The sequence below is a fragment of the Vitreoscilla massiliensis genome, assembly GCF_001457815.1.
Classification (GTDB): Bacteria; Pseudomonadota; Gammaproteobacteria; order Burkholderiales; family Neisseriaceae; genus Vitreoscilla; species Vitreoscilla massiliensis.
On record NZ_LN898221.1, the window covers coordinates 59,028 to 77,108 of the forward strand.

18 protein-coding genes are annotated in these 18,081 nt (G+C 41.9%); all 18 read left to right on the forward strand.

Features of this window, described 5'->3' with window-relative positions; genetic code table 11:
* The first annotated feature begins 64 nt into the window (after positions 1-64).
* The 18 genes from BN3003_RS11785 (at position 65) to BN3003_RS11870 (ending at position 18,074) form a co-directional block, all read left to right on the forward strand.
* A complete protein-coding gene (locus BN3003_RS11785; RefSeq protein WP_058356869.1) occupies positions 65-376 on the forward strand; it encodes a hypothetical protein in 312 nt (103 codons plus the stop codon).
* Position 377: 1 nt separating this feature from the next.
* Complete coding sequence (locus tag BN3003_RS11790) at positions 378-1,445, forward strand: hypothetical protein (protein WP_058356870.1); 1,068 nt, start codon at positions 378-380, stop codon at positions 1,443-1,445.
* Positions 1,445-1,945, forward strand: a complete 501-nt coding sequence (locus tag BN3003_RS11795; protein ID WP_058356871.1) for a hypothetical protein — start codon at positions 1,445-1,447, stop codon at positions 1,943-1,945. The genes BN3003_RS11790 and BN3003_RS11795 overlap by 1 nt, the downstream gene beginning before the upstream one ends.
* Positions 1,946-2,036: 91 nt before the next feature.
* Positions 2,037-3,773 carry a hypothetical protein gene (locus BN3003_RS11800; RefSeq protein WP_058356872.1) on the forward strand — a complete coding sequence of 579 codons (1,737 nt, stop codon included), beginning with the start codon at positions 2,037-2,039 and terminating at the stop codon, positions 3,771-3,773.
* Between the two features lie 17 nt (positions 3,774-3,790).
* Positions 3,791-4,222 (forward strand): hypothetical protein, encoded by a 432-nt coding sequence (locus BN3003_RS11805; protein WP_058356873.1) that lies wholly within the window; start codon positions 3,791-3,793, stop codon positions 4,220-4,222.
* Positions 4,219-5,862, forward strand: coding sequence for a hypothetical protein (locus tag BN3003_RS11810; RefSeq protein WP_058356874.1), 1,644 nt, complete (start codon positions 4,219-4,221; stop codon positions 5,860-5,862). Before BN3003_RS11805 ends, BN3003_RS11810 begins: the two co-directional genes overlap by 4 nt.
* A 13-nt stretch (positions 5,863-5,875) precedes the next feature.
* Entirely contained in the window at positions 5,876-6,577 is a 702-nt protein-coding gene (locus BN3003_RS11815) for a hypothetical protein (RefSeq protein ID WP_058356875.1), read from the forward strand.
* A gap of 16 nt (positions 6,578-6,593) precedes the next feature.
* Positions 6,594-7,487: a hypothetical protein gene (locus BN3003_RS11820; protein WP_058356876.1), complete on the forward strand. Its 894-nt coding sequence runs from the start codon at positions 6,594-6,596 to the stop codon at positions 7,485-7,487.
* 12 nt (positions 7,488-7,499) lie between these two features.
* Positions 7,500-7,997, forward strand: coding sequence for a hypothetical protein (locus tag BN3003_RS11825; RefSeq protein ID WP_058356877.1), 498 nt, complete (start codon positions 7,500-7,502; stop codon positions 7,995-7,997).
* A gap of 2 nt (positions 7,998-7,999) precedes the next feature.
* The gene (locus tag BN3003_RS11830; protein ID WP_058356878.1) at positions 8,000-8,419 is read left to right on the forward strand and encodes a hypothetical protein; all 420 of its coding nucleotides are present in this window, start codon (positions 8,000-8,002) and stop codon (positions 8,417-8,419) included.
* A gap of 10 nt (positions 8,420-8,429) precedes the next feature.
* Positions 8,430-9,293, forward strand: a complete 864-nt coding sequence (locus tag BN3003_RS11835) for a glycine zipper family protein (RefSeq protein WP_058356879.1) — start codon at positions 8,430-8,432, stop codon at positions 9,291-9,293.
* A 2-nt stretch (positions 9,294-9,295) separates the two neighbouring features.
* Positions 9,296-9,589, forward strand: coding sequence for a hypothetical protein (locus BN3003_RS11840; RefSeq protein WP_058356880.1), 294 nt, complete (start codon positions 9,296-9,298; stop codon positions 9,587-9,589).
* Positions 9,590-9,656: 67 nt separating this feature from the next.
* A complete protein-coding gene (locus BN3003_RS11845) occupies positions 9,657-11,069 on the forward strand; it encodes a hypothetical protein (RefSeq protein WP_058356881.1) in 1,413 nt (470 codons plus the stop codon).
* Positions 11,070-11,073: 4 nt separating this feature from the next.
* The gene (locus BN3003_RS11850; RefSeq protein WP_058356882.1) at positions 11,074-11,703 is read left to right on the forward strand and encodes a hypothetical protein; all 630 of its coding nucleotides are present in this window, start codon (positions 11,074-11,076) and stop codon (positions 11,701-11,703) included.
* A gap of 8 nt (positions 11,704-11,711) precedes the next feature.
* Positions 11,712-15,011, forward strand: coding sequence for a pyocin knob domain-containing protein (locus BN3003_RS11855; protein ID WP_058356883.1), 3,300 nt, complete (start codon positions 11,712-11,714; stop codon positions 15,009-15,011).
* A 20-nt stretch (positions 15,012-15,031) separates the two neighbouring features.
* A complete protein-coding gene (locus tag BN3003_RS11860) occupies positions 15,032-15,565 on the forward strand; it encodes a hypothetical protein (protein ID WP_058356884.1) in 534 nt (177 codons plus the stop codon).
* Positions 15,566-15,636: 71 nt separating this feature from the next.
* Positions 15,637-17,157, forward strand: a complete 1,521-nt coding sequence (locus tag BN3003_RS11865) for a hypothetical protein (protein ID WP_058356885.1) — start codon at positions 15,637-15,639, stop codon at positions 17,155-17,157.
* An 11-nt stretch (positions 17,158-17,168) separates the two neighbouring features.
* The gene (locus tag BN3003_RS11870; protein ID WP_058356886.1) at positions 17,169-18,074 is read left to right on the forward strand and encodes a hypothetical protein; all 906 of its coding nucleotides are present in this window, start codon (positions 17,169-17,171) and stop codon (positions 18,072-18,074) included.
* The last annotated feature ends 7 nt before the right edge of the window (positions 18,075-18,081 follow it).

The window sequence follows — 18,081 nt, forward strand, 5'->3', positions numbered from 1 at the left end:
GAAAATATTAGGGGTTTGACCGTCTATTATCAGTGCATCAAATACCGAATTATTTGGAGTTCCTATGCCTATTGATGCCATCGCACTTGGTGTTGCATTCCGTGAGATAAGCAATGCCAGCAGAGATAAGAAGTCTTATGAAGTTCATTCAACGCATTATGTTCAGCCGCGTGAAACCTTAGACCCAAGCCTTACCAATCAGCACGTGTACAAAAATCGTGCTGACTGGTTTGTTTCAGCTGCAATCAATGGTTTTGTAGATGTTGATGTGCCAGTTCAAACTGGTGGCCGGCGTTACATTCCTCTTGCTGAAGCCATCGCTTTGACAAGTCGAGCATTGGGTAAGAAGAAGAAAAATGGAATGAGGTTGTACTGATATGAAAAAGCAATCAATTACCCAAGATTTAAATCGTGTACATGCGCGTGAAGTCACTGCAGATAAGACACGTGAAAATGCATTAAACATTTTGAACTTGGGTAACGTGGCTAACATGCCCAAAACCCAAGCAGAAACGGTTCTAAATCGTATTAATCGCAATAGTGGTGCATTTGTTGAAAATATTGAGCTGGAAGATTTATCCAAGTTCAGTAAGTCGATGAATGAGCTACAAGATGAATTCAATCGAACAAAGGTAAGAGGCGGCATTCATCCTAAAACGGTTATTAACATGAGCCGTAGAGAGGATATACAACGGTACCAACGTGAAATTAATGCTGCGTTACCGGCGAAAAAAGATAAGAATGGAGTTGTAATATTTCGTGTTAATGCCAGTGCTCAGTCAAATGTATCGCATCATATGGTTCAAGTTGAATTTTTGAATTTTCAGGCCGCCTTGTCAGGGGGGAAAATAACAAATAATTTGGCGGATGCTGTTTTACAAGGTGCAGTACGCTTTGATTGTGATTGTGGTCGTCATCGATTTTGGTACCGGTATATTGCCTCAGTTGGAAGTTTTGCATATGGGAAAGCAGAAACAGGCTTTCCTAAAATAAGAAACCCAAATTTAAAAGGACTGGCCTGTAAACACGTTATTTTTGTAATGCGTATGCTGACACAATCGCAGTCAATGACTGGGTTTATGAAAAATTACCTATCTGAATTTCGTGAAAACCCGTTACAACGCAAGAAAACCTTATCAAATAAACAGGCTGATAAAATCGCGGCTGCAATAGCAAAAGAATCTTGGCGTAACATTAAAATTAGACGAACAAATAACAACGCATTGCCGAAAAACATCCGAGATGTGTTCTCAGCAAGCAGTAACAGCAGCATTCGTGGAACAGGTATAACGCCATCGCAATTGGCCAAAGCGAAAGCAAAAGACATTGCCCCACAAACAGCTGTTCGTGAGATTCAGCAAAAGCTGCAAAATCCTGATGTGCTTAATCAATTATCGCCGCAACAATTGGCGCAAATTCAACAAATATTAGGGGGTGATAAGTAATGTCGTCACTATACGAAAATGGTAATCCAGTCACCGCTGCGGTCAATCGTGCTGTGAGAATGGTCACTTTAAATCATCCCTGGTCAATTGATGCGGTGGTGTATCGAAAAGAACGTGTTGTGCCAGCCGGTGAAGATAATAAATTGATTGGTGGAGCAGCAATATTGGGCGGTATCAGCGATGAAGCCGACTATGAAATCACCGTACAAGGAGCTTGTAAAGTCAAATTTACAGGGCAATCAGAAGCCGCAAAACTTGCAGGAGACGGACTTTCATACACAATGCAGCCCGAAATTACAGCGATGATAGAACCAATCATTGAAAATGAGTTTGTAATTGAAAAATATGACCGCGTTTATTTGATTCTTCCGAATCTGTACATTGCCTATGAAGTAAGTGATATTAAATCGCCTGAAAATCTTCCAAATGGCCGCAGTTATTTGTATTACTTACAGCCTTTGGAGCAAGAAGCACAAACTGATTTAGATAATCTCATTTAACACGAGGGAACACCGCGAATTGCCCGTAGTAAGGCCACCGAAAATGTGAGCCACGCTACGGGATTTTTTCGTTTACCTTTGGAGATTATTTATGCCTCAAGCAATTATTCCCACCACCAATGCGGCCGATTTGCGCCCAGAGGTGCAATCACAAACTGCTCAATACTTCGCCCATGCAATGCAACAAGCTGGTGTACAAGAACAATCTGGCCGTGCTGCATTCGACAGTGTAAAGGCAAGCGAAGCATTACATGCGGAAAGTGCACCAGATGTTGTCGCATCATTGATTCAATCATTGCCAGAGCAAGTGACAGGCATTGGTGGTCGTTCTAAAGACACTGCAAGTATTGTAATGGATGCAGTTGCATCTTCAAGCATTGCATATAAAAAGGAACATGGCCGCCATGCTCCTGATTGGGTATTTGATACTGCAATTCGTCAAGCATTGACAATTGCGAACCCTGAATATGCCCGTCAAATTGGCCTTGGTGAATATGCTGGCAAAGCATCAGTATTTGATGATGTAGGCTCAGTTTCAGGTGGAGCGATGAAAATTGGCCAAGTATTGGTCGCTATCACCCAATCTTTCGCTGAAAACATTCCATTTGCCGGTAATATTGCATTAGGTAATGGCTTAGAAGGCCGAATTTTCAATGTCGGTCATATTGCTGGTAACGATGTTGGTGCCTACAAACAGGGCGATAAACTGGATGGATTGTCAGGCGGCAAATCGTTCATGCAATCTAAGCGTTTGGTTGATGGCGCATTAGACGCTGGCAAATATTCTGGTGTTGTAAAACATCAAGTAGGCGATGCAGACGGTTGTCCAATTCGCCCAGATTCAATTGCAGTGCATGTGAATGGTTTATTGGTTGTATCTTCCGCCGTTTCTACCAGCCGAAACACCACCGCTGTATCAGCTTCAAGTGATTTTAAACTGCCTTCAAGTGCCACTCCATATTCAGTCACATTACGCTGCCCAGATGTGACAAAAGGTGCAATGGAAGCCACATTTACTCCTGATTTACCAGCCGGTGCAGTTGTAGCATTTGCTGCTGATGTGGATTACGAACACAGTTCTATGATGAACGCAAACAAGCGTCCAATTGTTTCTGTAATTGCTGATTCTAAATCATTGCGAGCTCATTACATTTCAGGTCGTTATAAACGTACCCAAGAAGCAAAACATCAGTGGAGTGCAGATGTTGGCTTGGATTCTTCTTCTTTGGCTTCTTTGGCCTTGCGAAATCAATCTGGCGCTGAACGTCACAATATGGCTACCAAATTGATGTATCAAGTTGGTCGTGCTTTTCAAACCACGTTTAGCTTGAATTGGCCAACTCGCTTAGATGAGCGTTCGATGGCGAGTATTCTGGGTGATTTGACTTATGCATTAAGCGAAGCTGATACAGCAATGATTGCTCGTACTCAGGTTTCAAGCATAGGTGTTATCTATGTTGGTCAAGGTGCGGTACCGTACTTCGATTCAATGCCGCCTGAAGTATTCACACCAAGCAATATTCAACGACGAGCCGGTGTTTACCGTCTTGGTACTTTCTTGGGTCGATACGAAGTTTACTATTCACCAATTGAAGAATTGAATGTACCAAACACCGATGGCTTCCAAATGCTGTGTATTGGCCGCTCAAATCAAGTTGGTGCAAATCCGTTTATCGTTGGTGATGCATTAGGCGCTCAATTGCTGCCACAAAATATTAATGATGATGGTGAACAAGGCTCATTCTACTTCCAAGCATTGGGTGACACTGTAAACCCATGGACAGAGTTTGCGTGCGCCGCCGCAATCATCAATGTAACCAAACAATAACCTGAAAGGGGATGAACATGGTAAGACCTAAAAAAGACACCACAACATCCCCTGCTGCAGAAGTTGCACAGGGGACAGTAGTGGGACAAAACGAAGTTGTTGAGGCTGTTACGCCTTTATCTAGTTCGGAAAGTGAATCAGTTGTTGATAGCTCTACAGGAGCAACAGAACAGACACAAGATGAAGAATCACCAATTCAACCAGAAGAACCTCGTATTTTGAGTTTCCCACGAAAAATGGTTGTTTCAAATTTATCACCAACTGCTTTTACCATTCCGCAGTTTTCCATTTTGGTACCAGCCGGTGAGCAAGGGCTTGAAGTGGTGGTTAAAAATGCAGACCAACTGAATTTAGCGAAATTGAATATTGGGACATTCAACTCCCTGAATCGTTGGGATGGTGTCCATGTTGGATTAATTTTGGAAGAAATGCAGGAGGACGTTGAATGAGCGGACAAAATATTTATCAAATGAGCCCATTAATTGGGCAGCAACCAGGCGTGCAAATTAACCCTGCTGTTGACCGCACAGACCGCCTTTTGCAAGAAAGTGGTGACCAAACATTTGCTATTGTTGCAAAGCTTTCTCGCGGCCGAATTGATACGCCAATGCGCGTATCTGCTGACCGTTTGATTCGCTATTGTGGTCGTGCTGGTTCTTTACGTGTATCGGAATTAAACAGTTCCTACATTCAGATTGTGGAAGCAATTACCACCGGTGCAGCTGCTGTGGTGGTGTCACGCTTGGTAAGTGATGAAGCACTGAACCAATTCATGGTAATTAACCATGGCACCATTGATACCAATACACCGACTTCCATTGATGCCATTTTTACATTATCCGAAGAAGCCCCAACCGGTGCTGATTGGTTTGCACAAATCAAGGTGGCTGATTGTATCAATGAAGGTGTGATGGTTGAGTTGAGTAAAGGTAAATCCGCAGACCAACTGACCGTTAAAATTCGCGAACGCAAGTTCAATCGCGCTGGTAAGGATATTGCAACCGGCGAAGTATTGTATGAAGTGACCGGTTCTACAAATGTTGATGCAGTAGATGACAGCAATCAATCTACTTACATTGGTGATGTGGCTGAAAAATATTATGGTGATTGGTTGCAAATCGAAATCAATCAACAAAGCCATTTGATTTTAGCTTCTGATACTTTGGATGGACAGACTATTTCAAAAGAAATGTTGCCATTTTCTGATACCGGTAATTTAACAGATGCAAATTTTGTGGCAAGTGCTGATGCAATCCGTAAAACAGGTTTGCAATATCGATACATCATTTGTGATTCTGCAAACACCGCTTTGTTAAATGCACTGTATTTGGCTGCAGTAGCCAATAATCGCAAAATGATTGCGGATGTACCTGGTAATTTAAAGCCTGGTGCTGCAATTATTTGGAAAAATCAATTTAATTTTGATGCCCAAGATGCGATGTATACAGATTGGATTTGGACTCCAGTAAAGCGACAAGACCCAACACAAAAAAATGGGATTGTTTTGTTATCTTCAGTTGGTCAAAAAGTAGGTTATTCGTGTGAGCGAAACGGACGTACAAATGGTTTTGGTTTGCCGCCATTACACCAACCAATTGCCGGTAGTGACTTCCGTTTGACCGGTACCAATTTCACCCAAATTTATGAACCTGACAATGTCGAATTGGCTGATTTGGCTGAGGCTCGGATTAACCCATGTATCTATCAAGAGTATCACAATGGCTCGGGTTGGGTTTGGTCTGATTCCTTATCTGGCACTGAAAAAACAGGTATCTCTAAGCTTTCCAGTGCGACTGAAATTGTCATTTGGTTAATGCATTACTTTGGCCGTTACAGCAAATCGCATTTGCAAAAGCCGATGACTGAGCGCATTAAAAAGCAAAAAGAAGAAATGGAAAAAATCTTAACTTGGGCAGAGGCCTCAGGTTGGTTGGTTCCAAGTGTTTCGTTGGGTGGTGTTGCATTCACCTATGAAGTTGCACGCAATATTCGTTACCCCGATGACCGCATGGATTGGACTATGAACGTAAGTATTGAAGGTGTCGTTCGCCAAGTGGTTGGTTCAACCAATATGTACTCAGTAGATTAAGAAGGAAAAGACAATGTTTGGAAACAATATTGCGAACAGCATCATGCAAGCGACAAATGCATTGGCAGAACCAACACCCACACAATCTGCAACTTTTGACAGCGTGACTTATGATTCAACAGATGCTCGTTCAACCTATGAATTGACCAATTTGCGTTTAAGTGTTGCTTCTGCAATTGCGGCTTGGGCTGAAACTGATGATTTAGATGATGGTGAAACGCTTTCTGACCGTCTCTATTATTTGATGTGGGGCATCATTGATATCGATAAAAACGGTGAAATTGATGCTGAAGAAGCCGATTTGATGGAAAAAGCCTATCAAATTGCTGCTGATTACTTGGTAGATAAAGGTGCCGAAGAAAGCGATATTGTCGCATTTTTGAATGATGACGATGATGACGCTGCTGAAAACATTCAGGAGCTGTTACGTGGGTCATTACCTGATGGTGAAGAAGCTGAAACCGATGATTTGGAGGCCTTCGCGTTTGGTGAAGGTGATGGCTCGGAAGATACGGCAATGGATGCGGTTTACAAGCGCAAAATTGCAGTTCGCAATGGCAAAAAGGTAATTGTTCGCAAGCGAATTGCTGGCAAAGTTCGATTATCGGCGGCACAGAAAAAAGGCATCATGAAAATGCTGCGTAAATCTCACAATGGTAAGGCTCGATTGAAGCGTATGAAATCATTGCGTAAGCGTAAATCAATGGGTCTGTAAGGCATAAGGAGCAATTGTGAGTTGGATTAATTCATTAGTCAGTGCAGGAATCGAGGTTCTTTCTAAGCAATTTACGCTTACATCGAATTGGGGCGGCCTGAATTCTCAACTAATCTGCACAATTGCTCCTTGTGATAAAAACGGAGCAGTAATAGGGGCGGGGGTTAGTGCCCCTTTTCTTGATGCAAATTTACAGCAGCAAATGAATTGGAGCTCACCTTTTGAAAACATTACCCCAGAGTCACAAAGCCCAACTTTAGCAGCTGCTCTCCAAAGCGGAATGATTGCGCAAACAGTTGAGTCATTAAGTGCTGCAGCAAGTGGTGGCGATGAAGCTAAGTCAGGTTTCATGTCAAAATTGTCTGAGTTTTTGCAACAGGGTGAAGGCAGAACAGGCATAACAAAGCTTAATTCAACACAGGTATTTACGGGCAATGAGCCACTCAAATTTGATGGAACACTGGCGTTTCGTGCGTATGCTGACCCATTAAGCGAAGTGACGCAGCCTATCACTGCGCTTTGGAAAATGGCCATGCCTAAAAGTTTGGCTGATGGAGATACCATTGCCAACAATGCAGTAAACGTAGCCCAAATGGCTACAGGTTGGGTTACAGGCAATACTAGCAGCTCTGATATTAATACCATAGTCAAAGCGATATTCCCATCAGAGGCACCAGGATACGTAGCTCTACAATATCGCGGTAAAACATATGCTCCGATGGTCATTGAAAGTATTTCACAGCCTTTGGTTAATCCAACCAGTGCATTAGGTGATGTATATGCAACGGTACAAATTAGCTTGGGAACACACCGAAGTTGGGATGCAAAAGACATTGAAAATAGTGGTCAGAGTGCACTAGGTAGACTTGTAAGCGATACCGTGAGCGCTGTTTCCAGTTTATTTAAATGAAAGCGATGACCAATGTACAACCCAACAGGCCAAAAGAAAATTGTTGAAGCTGCCGCTGCTATTGGTGTTCCTGCCATTGCAGCAGAACACACTATGGTGATTCGAGGTTTAGAAGACTATCAATACTTGCTTCAATCCTTTGCCATACCAAATAACACTCCTGAAGAAAATATTTTGTATTACTTGCCTGGTGGCATTGAACAGGCGACACAGCAAATTGCTAAGGTGCATCAACAACATCCAATTAGCTTCCGTGAAACAACGGCAGGCAGCATCATTGATTTGTTGGAATACTTGACCGACGAACGCAATGTAACGAGCCGTCGTGAATTTACATTTGACCTGTATCGCGGTACTCCTGAATTGCATACGCGAAAATGGACAGGCCATAATGCTTTCTTGTTTGGTATTGAAGCCACGGAATTTGACTATGAAGACCGCACTACGTTGGTGAAACCCACAGGTCAAATCTCATACAACTTCTACAAATCGAATAAAGGCAGTATGTAACCATGGCAGAGAAAACCATTACAACTTTGGTGGCTGAATACATCGATGCACGTGTAATGAATTTTCTTGATGAATCCAAGCTGACGGCCTTATTTATTGAGGCCGCAGCAGAAGTGTATGGTTGGGGCGATTTGAATAATCATAACCGCCATTATCAAGCTGATTCAAATGGGTGCATGGAACTCGTTGCAGAAAGCATTGCAATTACTGCTGACTTTAAACTTGATGAATCTGATTGTGCCATTATTCTGCCATTTGCCCATTTAAAGGCTGAGAAAGAAACTGCATTATTGCTTGAAGCCAGTAAAAACCATGGATTAGAGCAACATGGGCGACAGAGTGCTGAAATTGAGTTGGAAATCAGCAATTACCGTGAGATGTTGCATAAAAAAACATTTTACGTAGAGCCAATTACGATTTAAAGAGGTTTCAATGTCAATTTATCAGCCAAGCGTGTTTTCAGGCCTTGCTCAAGCCGGTAGTGGCATTTTAGGCAGTGTTGGCAGTGGTTTGGCCGGTGCCCTAGGTAGTGCTGTTTCTGGTGCGCTTGGCGGTGGTGTGGTTGGTTCACTTGCAAGTGGTGCCATTAACTATGGTGCCAATCTTGCAATTGGTAAGGTCGCGCAAAACATCAATAACCTTGGTTTTGAAGCAGACCAAAGCCTGGAACGATTTTTATCAACGAATCTAACAGATTTGGGGTTAGGTGCTTATGGCTCAAGTAATGCTGATAGTAATGCTTTGCTATTTGCCGGCGGCCTGTCTCTTAAAGAAATGCGCCAAATAATTGAATTGGCCGATGGCAAAAATCTATCCCATAGTAATTTCTTCTTGCTTGAAGTAAGTGACCCATATGGTAGTGATGCTACAGAAGGCCTACAACCACATTTAAGCAAGTTCAATCTATTTACCCAAACTTTGGATTTAAACCCAATAGAGACCACTGGAGACCCCATACAGATTGGTTCTGCAACATTGAACATACCAACTCAATCTGGATTGACCGAAATGAACTTGACGGTGCTTGATGACCGTTTTGGAACCATAAAGCGATGGGCAAAACAGAAGCAAGCCATGAGCACCCCATCTGATGGTAGCGTAATGCCGGCTGTGTATCGTACTTTTTCCGTAAGAATCATTTATGGTACCAATAAAGCCTATGATGATTTTTACAATGAGCGTTACACCATGGAGTTGGCTGGCACCCAAGTTCAGTTAAGTAGAACTGAACAAGGTTTGGAGAATATTTCTATTCGTTTAATACAAGAATCAACATTTATGCCCACGAGATATTAATCATGGTGACAATTAATACAAATTTTGTTATGGGGCAAATCGAACATTGGCTTGGAACACTTACAAACGGATATTTGGGTTCAAATTACGGGATTGATTTGTACGAGAAATTGCAAAAACCAATGTCAGAGTTTGATGGTGATTCAATTATTCGGAAAATGCGGCAAGATATACCATTACTTCAGGCAATCAGTAGTGATTCACTGAACATTTATTTTCAACGAGCCTCTTTTGATTGTGTGAAATTTTATGTGCAAGTAAATGGAATGGCGCGAGAGTTTGAAATCAAAGTCTAGGGAACACGGAAAAATACAGGCCGCCGGCCAAAGATAATGATGCTCAACAAAGGTTGGGCATTTTTTCATGGCTTACACAAAAGACGAACTATACAACGAAGCACTTAATGAGCTGAGCAATGTTGAGGCTCTGGCTGAGCGCGTGCAAATCGGTGATGTGACTATTACACAGCCGATTGCAGCAATTGCTCAAATGCTGGCTATGCTTTCCATGCAAACTGATTTGGGTTTGTCGGAATATTGGACACGTGCGCGTGATTCTTTTGTATTGGCTGATGCTGCTGCACGTCAGATTCTGCCATTCGGTTCTGCCAAAGTATTCAAAATTGCAGTACGCAATGATTCAACTGCACCGCTTACTTTGCTTGCCGGTCGACGATTATTAGACCAACGCTCACGTTTATGGGTGGTGCGTGAAGGTGTGATTGTGCCTGCTGGTGGTACAGCAACATTAACGGCCACTCAATACAATGAGTATGAATTTACACATACCGTAACAGAATCAAAATCATTCTATTGGATTGCAATACCGGAGCCAGAAGCGAATCAATCCCTTATTTCAATGCAAGTCATTAAGGCTGCAACTGGAGATGAATTCGTACACACTGAAAAATTCAACAATATTGAATTGGACTCGCTTGTTTATCATGTGATGGGTGATGAAAAGCTGAACATGTACATTCAGTTTGGGCACATGGGCAAATTTGGCTATACACCCACCATTGGTGAACAAATTACCATCAAAACGCGCCAATCGTATACTAATTTCACCATCGATATCGGCTCTCAGTTCAGCCTTGAGTATTCAGGTGAAAAAGAAGAATTTTTAAGCTTCTTTGCTAATGAAGAATTACAAGCTGGTGGTGGGGCTGCGTCAATCAGTGAACTGCGCGAACTTGTCAAATTCCCATATTTGTATGATGAAAATGCTGTGTATTTAGGTGAGTTTACGCAATTAATTCAGCGAAAAATGCGGCCATTTGTGTTTTTGGCAGTATGGAATGAAGCAGTTGAAGAAAGCGTTCGTGGTGCCAATGTAAACAACATCAATACATTGTTTGTTTCATTACTGAAATCCAACACCACTATGGCATTGGCTCAGGCTGAAATTACAAAAATCATTCAACAGGCCGACGACAGCTACAAAATAAAATTTGTTGGAGCGAAAGAAGTACAGGTTTCGTTTAATGTTTCAATTTGGCTTTCTCCATTACATGATTCTGTTGCTGTTTCCCAGAAAATCAAGCTTTGGGTCATTGAAAACTTTGGTCGAAATTCAACCTGGGCACGCCGTGGCCGACAACGCATCAATATTTCTGATACTACTGACAAGCTCAAAGCAGCGGTACCAGAACTGAGCGATGGTAAGAGTGATGTAGTCATCAATGTGGTAGACCCGAATGTCAATCTACCAGAAGCATTTCGATATGTGTCAGATACATCATTGAAAATCACCACAATTGGCTTGGTATTGGATTAATACCATGTACGAATTGTTGCCTTTAAAAAACTCCCATACTGCCAATCAAGTTGAAGCTGAGTTAAATGAGCTCGTAATCTTGCTTTATCAAAAGCTACTGTATGAACGAGCACATGATGCAAATGTATCAGGTTTGCCGTTTTTGGGCTCATATGAGCTGGTTACCAATAGTTTGGTGGCTGGTAATGTGGCTTCGTTTGATACGTCATCAATTTCAGATGCCGATATGCGCTATCTGTTACTTGCATACAAATATCGGAACGGTAAGCGAGGCATTCATTTTTTAAGAACATTCTTGAAATGCGTGTGGGGTGGTGACTTTGAAGTCAATCAGCTTTGGCAACACAAGGCCAAAACCTACCCATTAGAGCAGAAAACCCGTACTCAAATTACGGAAGAAAGTCTCAATATTGATGACTATTTTTTAACTTCACGTCTACGTATTTCACTCATTGCAGAAGTAGCGCAGGAATTTCCCATGGATGTTGCGCAAATGCTTAGAAACACACTTCCTGCACGGCTTTTTATTGCCGAAATATCACAAGAGCAAAAATCTCAAGGAAACATTTTTTTTGCAACACATGCAGTGGCTTATTCGGTGGTGTTTGAAGCAACCGATTTTGTACCGCTCTAGGATTGATTATGGCCGACAAAAAGTTACTCTTTCAAATTACACCAGATGGATACCAAGCAATTTTAAATAATGAGCCTGATAACAATGGTTTCAAAGTCAAACTCACAAATGCACAAGTAATAGATACAGCAAATGTGAATCGTGGTTCTTTTGCGACTTCAGGCCGCTTAATTGGCAGTGACCAAATTACTTTACGTGTAAAAATTGCAGACAGTGTAAATACATATAGCGTTAAAGAATTACGCCTTGTGGATGGCTATGGCGGTAAAGTTTTCGGCCGAATTTATCGCGAAGATGGTTCCGCAATTGATGTCATCAATCCTGCAAAATTTGCTGTGATTATTGCCAATATCAAGCTTTCTGCTGTTCCGAATGGTTCAGTCACCATTATTGATAGCAGTGAATCGGATGCGACATTGGCGGGTGCTTTGGATGGTCATATTGCGTCACCAGCAGCACATAAATGGAGCGCAATCACTGATAAGCCAAACTTGAATACAGGTAATGGTTTGAATGGTGGGGGAAGCTTAAATAATCCACTGACGATTCAATTATCAACACCAAGCACAATTACTGCTACTAGCACGAACACAGCAACTGCCAATACATCTGCTGGTCATAGTCATGCAATTGATAAGGCAACAACAGCGATTGCTGGTATTGTGCAGCTCAATAATACCCTGACAAGTACTTCTGCAAGCCTTGCGCTAACAGCAGCTCAAGGTAAGGTCTTGGAGGATGGAAAAGTTCCATACACTGGTGCCACAAAAAGTGTTGATTTAAACGGTAAAGATTTTACTAATACCGGTTCTATTAAGCTAGGCAATGGTAGCAACAACGCTACGCAATACATTTACTTGGGAAATCACGGATTATCTACAGGGAATGGTAACTACTCGTTAATCCAAAATGGTAATTTCGTTGCTTCTGGTAAATTCATAGGCTTGTCGAATTATGGCGTGGATGGCAATCACATTTCATCAATTTTTTCTGATGAAAGTAATGCGTATGTGCGTATAGGTGCGACAAATTACACACTTGCATTACAGAAAACCAAAGTTAATGCTGGTAATGGTTTAGATGGAGGCGGTGATTCTTCAGCAGACCGGACAATTACATTAGGCACTCCAAGCACCATTACAGCCTCAAGCACCAATAATGTTTCTGCAATCAGTCATACACATGCGATTGATAAAGCTTCTACAACAACTGCTGGTGTCGTTCAACTTAATAATACGTTGACAAGCACATCCACAGGGCTAGCTTTAACAGCAGCACAAGGCAAAGCCTTGGAGGATAAAAAGGCAAATTGGGGTACAACGGCTAGTGATTACAAGATTGGTGATGTGTATACCAAATCCGAAATTAATCCTTTAAACATTAATGACACAACCACAAACACTGTTAACTCAAACGGTCATACTCACTTTGTGCCAAATGCGGCAATTGGTACCCGTGGATTGGTTGCTTTAAATGATACTGTTGGAACGTATTCATTGACAGATGCACCTACAATGACCCGACATACCAGAGATACTTACAAAATACCTGGTACTTCTGCAAATTTAGATGATGCTTCATTGCAGCCACTGGCTTTATATAATTTCACTGCAGGAGATGGTGTTTCTTCATTTGCTGGTTTTGGTTATGTACGAACAGCAATGTACAGTACAGAATCGCAAATGACACAGACGCTTACACCCTATGTTAATAGTGTTGCACCAAAAATGTGGGTGCGTCAAAAATATGGTGGAAACTGGTCACAATGGGGGCGCATAGATGGCGCAGACTTTGGAGCTGCGGTAGGTGAAACAGGTTACATTTATAACAAACCAACTACATTAGCCGGATATGGCATCACCGATGCTATTAATGTAGTGAATGGGTATGGCCGAAATTCATTAACGGTGGGAAACAGTCAGTATCCAGCATTCAGGCTGGAGCCTACAACCGGTGCATACAGTATGATTATGGAATGCAGTGGAACCCAGGGTTACATTGCAATCCGCCCACGTGGTAGTTCTGGCTCTGCAACTTCTCAAACTTTGTATAATTTTCCGTCAAGAAATTCTGGTTCAGAAAATTTGGCTTTAGACGTTGCTACTACAGACCAATTGTTTGTTAAGAAAAATCTTTACTTAGAAGATTTAAATGATATCCGTACTTTTGGCTCATACGGCCAAACAACAAATGTCAATGCAACTAATGCACCTAATTACCCATACAACGAAGCTGGCTCTTTACTTGTATTGCCAAGTGCCTACGGAGCAATGCAGTTTTATGTGACATTGACTGGAAAATTAGCGATGCGTAATGCCAGTTCAGCTAGCGCATGGAGTTCATGGAGAACTTACACGACTCTATCTGACTACAGCATTACCGACGGAGTCACAACCAATACTCAACAAGCAATTTCTGGTGTGAAAACTTTCAGCGACACAACAGGATTTTCAAGTACAAAATTGGTAGGCTTTTCTTCATGGCAAGACGCAGTGCGTCTAAGTGGCACATTGCCAGTCATCAGCACTGGTTCATTCGGTATAGGGTTTCATGCGCCAAACCGCACGATTTACTTAATAGACATTGAAAACCAAAGTTACTTAGCCACATTCAATTTTGCTGATGGTAAAGCAACCTTTACGGGAGCACTCAATGCGGCTGGAGGTCTGTTCAAAGGTACGGTTGAGGCTGCATATTCAAATGTACAAATTCAAGCGGGAACAGGTTTAACTGGTGGTGGCACATTAGCTACCACAAGAGCCTTAAACATTGATAAAGCGTCAGCAGCTCAGCTGACTGCGGGCACATTAGACAAGGTATTAACCGCAGACATTGCAAAGCCAGCATTAGATGCCAAAGCCAACAGTGCCATCACTATGACTGCTGGTATTGGTTTAACAGGAGGCGGCAATTTAGCAGCTAATCGTACTTTTTCCGTGGAAAAAGCTACAGCTGCTCAGTTGACAGTTGGTACTGCAAATAAAGTTGTCACAACTGATGTACTTGCGCCGTTCTTAAACAAAGCATATGTGGATGTGACAAGTTCAAGAAGCCTTGGTGTGACATACACAAACAACACCGGTTACGAAATATCAGTTCATGTAGATGGCCGTGTAGACGGCGGTGCGTCAGCTGCAGTGGCATATGTGAATGGTGTAGTTGTGAATCGATTACACACGATTTCTCAAAATGGTATTTCCATTATCGGTACTTTTTCTTTTGTCGTGCCAACCGGTGGGACGTATCAAGTTACTGGTATGGGTGTAGCTCACTCATCTTCGCCATATAAATGGGTTGAATACCGCTAGTTTTTTAGAAAGATTGTAAGATGATTGATACTCAATTTGATGTTACAGAACATGTTTGGAGTTCTGCAATTCTTGAACAAAAATACTTCAAAGACAAAACAAATAAAGTATTTTGTATTGATATTTTGGCCTCTAATGTCGACTCTTGGGAGAATGAAAAAGGTGTGGATTGGGATGAAATCTCACAAGAATTGGCATTAAAGCTTGTGACTCCACCGGATAATTACCATTACTTCAATGAAGTGAGCCAAGAATGGGAAACTAATGATGAATTACAGGCCGCAAAGCTTGAAAACTGGCGACAAGGTGTCATGGATTTAACACCCAAGCAACTTCGCTTGGTACTTTTAGAAAATGGATTCAATTCAAGTAAAGTTGAAGCGGCCATTACACAAATTGAAGATGAAATGGTAAAAGAAACAGCACTGATTGAATGGCAATTTGGTACAAGCTTTCAACGTACAAATCCGAATTTGGTATTGATTGCCACTCAATTACTCGGATTCAATGATTCGCAAATCGATGAAATGTGGAAACATGCTTTGACCCTTTAGTAGGGGAACGTAACAAATTCACCTTTCCCTGAAACCCATAATAAGACCCAATAGGAATATTGGGTTTTTTTATGTCTCAACAATCAGTGATACTTGATAAAAATGGTGACAATTTTCAATTAGCGACACCAGAGGAAATCTACCAGGCTTCAAATGAGGCCATGGTTGATTTCGATTCAGTCACAATCGGGCAAATGCTGGCTTCAAACCAGCAAACAATACGAAATCGTATTGAGATATATGGTGCCTATCAATACATGGCCAGTGACCCAATCATTGCAACAGCATTGAATCTGCACGTTACACAGTCATTAGGTGCACACGAAACCACAAGTGAAGTATTTTTCATTGAATCCAAGCCAGATGCAAAGGGCAATGAAATTAAAATTATTGAGGAATTGCGCGATGATTTGGCACCACTACTGAATAAAATGGCCTATGAAATTGCCTATTCAGGTGCGACATTTGGTGATGCTTATGCACGTATCTATTCAAAGCCAAAGACCGGTGTAGAAGAAATATACTTTGGTGACAAATTACACAGTGCAATCATTCAGCCAATGATGCGAGGTGAAAAGACCATTGGTTATGTTGTTGCTCTTGAGAATTCAAACAAACGTGTATCTATGAGCACAATGCAAATTGCACGTTTCAAAATGCCACGTATGGGCATGGTGTCTCAGCAACGAATACTCTTAAATGCTTGGAATGACTCAATTCTAGAAGATGATTTGTCAAAACATAAGCCTTTGCCAGATACCATTGGTGGCAGCTTTCTCCAAGATGCTGAACGGCCATATTACTTGCTTCAAAATGCGCTATTTGGCCTAAATTCAAGCCGCATCATGGATGCTGTTCAAGAGTCATTAATCACTTTGAACATGGAAGGCATGAATAACACGCAGCAGAAGAAATTCGTGAATGCCATGACCAAGATGTTGACGGCTACTAAGAACAAGCTGCATGAAGCCATATCCGCCGGCAGACCCATTACTGAACGCATTCGGCACATTCTACCAGTGAGCAGTGAGAAACAGCTTACTCAAATTGATACCGGCCTCAGTGGTTCTGGTAACTCAAACTCTTTCAATATCGATGACGTGATGCTGTACGCACGAATGCTTGCAGCAGCCTTGGGTCAAGACCTGTCTATGTTGGGTTTTGCTGACCAGCTATCAGGTGGCTTAGGCGATGGTGGCTTTTATCGTGTGTCAGCACAAGGAGCGCAGCGTGCTATTTGGATACGCCAAGGTTTTACTGACTTCGTAAATTATGTGATTGATATTCACATGCAGCAAAAATATGGTGGCATTTTCAAGAATAGGCCATACGAAATCACATTTATTGGTGCCCAAACTGCCTTGGAAAAAGAGAAGCAAGATATTCAAGAGCGCCGTTCTATGTCCAGTGCAACCACATTACAGGTCATGCAACAGCTTATTGACCTTGGATGGGATGAAAAAAGCATCATCAATTTCCTTAAAAACCAAATGTCGATGGATGAAGATGATGCACTGCTGTACGCGAAGCAATTGGCGAAGAAACAAAGCGAGCGGCCACAAGAATCAAACGAACAAGATTTCAACGAATAGGATGATAAAAAATGGCAAAAATGACAACCGGTGTTATCCGATACAACATTGCAGACCGAGGCCGTAAGTTTGTTGGCCAACCGCGTAACTTCAATATCCCAAAAGTGGTGGAGTTACTTAACGGTGGTGTAGTACAAGAATTGATTGGCAAAGGTGATTTATTTGGCTATCTGGGTCATGGTGTGCGCGAAGAATATGGATTATTTCCAGATGAAACTGCAATAGCCAATGTAAATGGCAAAACACAATTGACTTCAATTGACCCATGCTGCCGCACTATTTATCTAAAGGCTTTCCCTGATGGAACCATTGAACATGAAGAAGAATTCACAGATACATTCTTAGGCCAAAAGGCTTATGAGTGGCATTGTAAGAAAATCGGTGGTTTTTCTAGTGTATTTGCGCCGAATCCTGAAAATCCAAGTATGTTTTATGGCTTTGATTACGTCCGTATGCCTAATTTTGATGGCAATCGTGGCTATGTTGCTGATGGTGCCATGTTCGACATAGACCCTGGGCGGATTACATCAAAGCAACAGGCCTTACTGATGCAAGAGCGCTTGGAAGAACGTCGTGTTGTTATGGATTCAATTTCTCAAAAACTGTTAATAGCAAATCAACAGGTATTTGCTGAACAAGAACTGAATGCGCATTTACACGGTGATTTTGACAAATTACAGGCCGCTTATGACGAAGCACAGTTTCAATTGCGCGATATGAAGTTTCTATTGAGCCAAGAAACGCCAAAACACGAACCGATGCTTACCCTGAGTGCTGAAAATTGGCTGACAGAATCAGCAAACCAGTCGGTGATGGATTCTATTACTTTAAGCGGTGATGAAATACATTCACTCGAGCCAACAATTGAGCCTTTTGAACAAGATTTATTGGGCAGTATTTTCAATTTCGGTAAGTGAGTAAAGC

Coding starts and splice junctions, on each gene's coding strand:
- BN3003_RS11845 (WP_058356881.1), top strand. CDS start 9,657: ATGGCTTACACAAAAGACGAACTATACAACGAAGCACTTAATGAGCTG.
- BN3003_RS11805 (WP_058356873.1), top strand. CDS start 3,791: ATGGTAAGACCTAAAAAAGACACCACAACATCCCCTGCTGCAGAAGTT.
- BN3003_RS11830 (WP_058356878.1), top strand. CDS start 8,000: ATGGCAGAGAAAACCATTACAACTTTGGTGGCTGAATACATCGATGCA.
- BN3003_RS11870 (WP_058356886.1), top strand. CDS start 17,169: ATGGCAAAAATGACAACCGGTGTTATCCGATACAACATTGCAGACCGA.
- BN3003_RS11800 (WP_058356872.1), top strand. CDS start 2,037: ATGCCTCAAGCAATTATTCCCACCACCAATGCGGCCGATTTGCGCCCA.
- BN3003_RS11815 (WP_058356875.1), top strand. CDS start 5,876: ATGTTTGGAAACAATATTGCGAACAGCATCATGCAAGCGACAAATGCA.
- BN3003_RS11855 (WP_058356883.1), top strand. CDS start 11,712: ATGGCCGACAAAAAGTTACTCTTTCAAATTACACCAGATGGATACCAA.
- BN3003_RS11810 (WP_058356874.1), top strand. CDS start 4,219: ATGAGCGGACAAAATATTTATCAAATGAGCCCATTAATTGGGCAGCAA.
- BN3003_RS11825 (WP_058356877.1), top strand. CDS start 7,500: ATGTACAACCCAACAGGCCAAAAGAAAATTGTTGAAGCTGCCGCTGCT.
- BN3003_RS11860 (WP_058356884.1), top strand. CDS start 15,032: ATGATTGATACTCAATTTGATGTTACAGAACATGTTTGGAGTTCTGCA.
- BN3003_RS11850 (WP_058356882.1), top strand. CDS start 11,074: ATGTACGAATTGTTGCCTTTAAAAAACTCCCATACTGCCAATCAAGTT.
- BN3003_RS11840 (WP_058356880.1), top strand. CDS start 9,296: ATGGTGACAATTAATACAAATTTTGTTATGGGGCAAATCGAACATTGG.
- BN3003_RS11785 (WP_058356869.1), top strand. CDS start 65: ATGCCTATTGATGCCATCGCACTTGGTGTTGCATTCCGTGAGATAAGC.
- BN3003_RS11835 (WP_058356879.1), top strand. CDS start 8,430: ATGTCAATTTATCAGCCAAGCGTGTTTTCAGGCCTTGCTCAAGCCGGT.
- BN3003_RS11865 (WP_058356885.1), top strand. CDS start 15,637: ATGTCTCAACAATCAGTGATACTTGATAAAAATGGTGACAATTTTCAA.
- BN3003_RS11790 (WP_058356870.1), top strand. CDS start 378: ATGAAAAAGCAATCAATTACCCAAGATTTAAATCGTGTACATGCGCGT.
- BN3003_RS11795 (WP_058356871.1), top strand. CDS start 1,445: ATGTCGTCACTATACGAAAATGGTAATCCAGTCACCGCTGCGGTCAAT.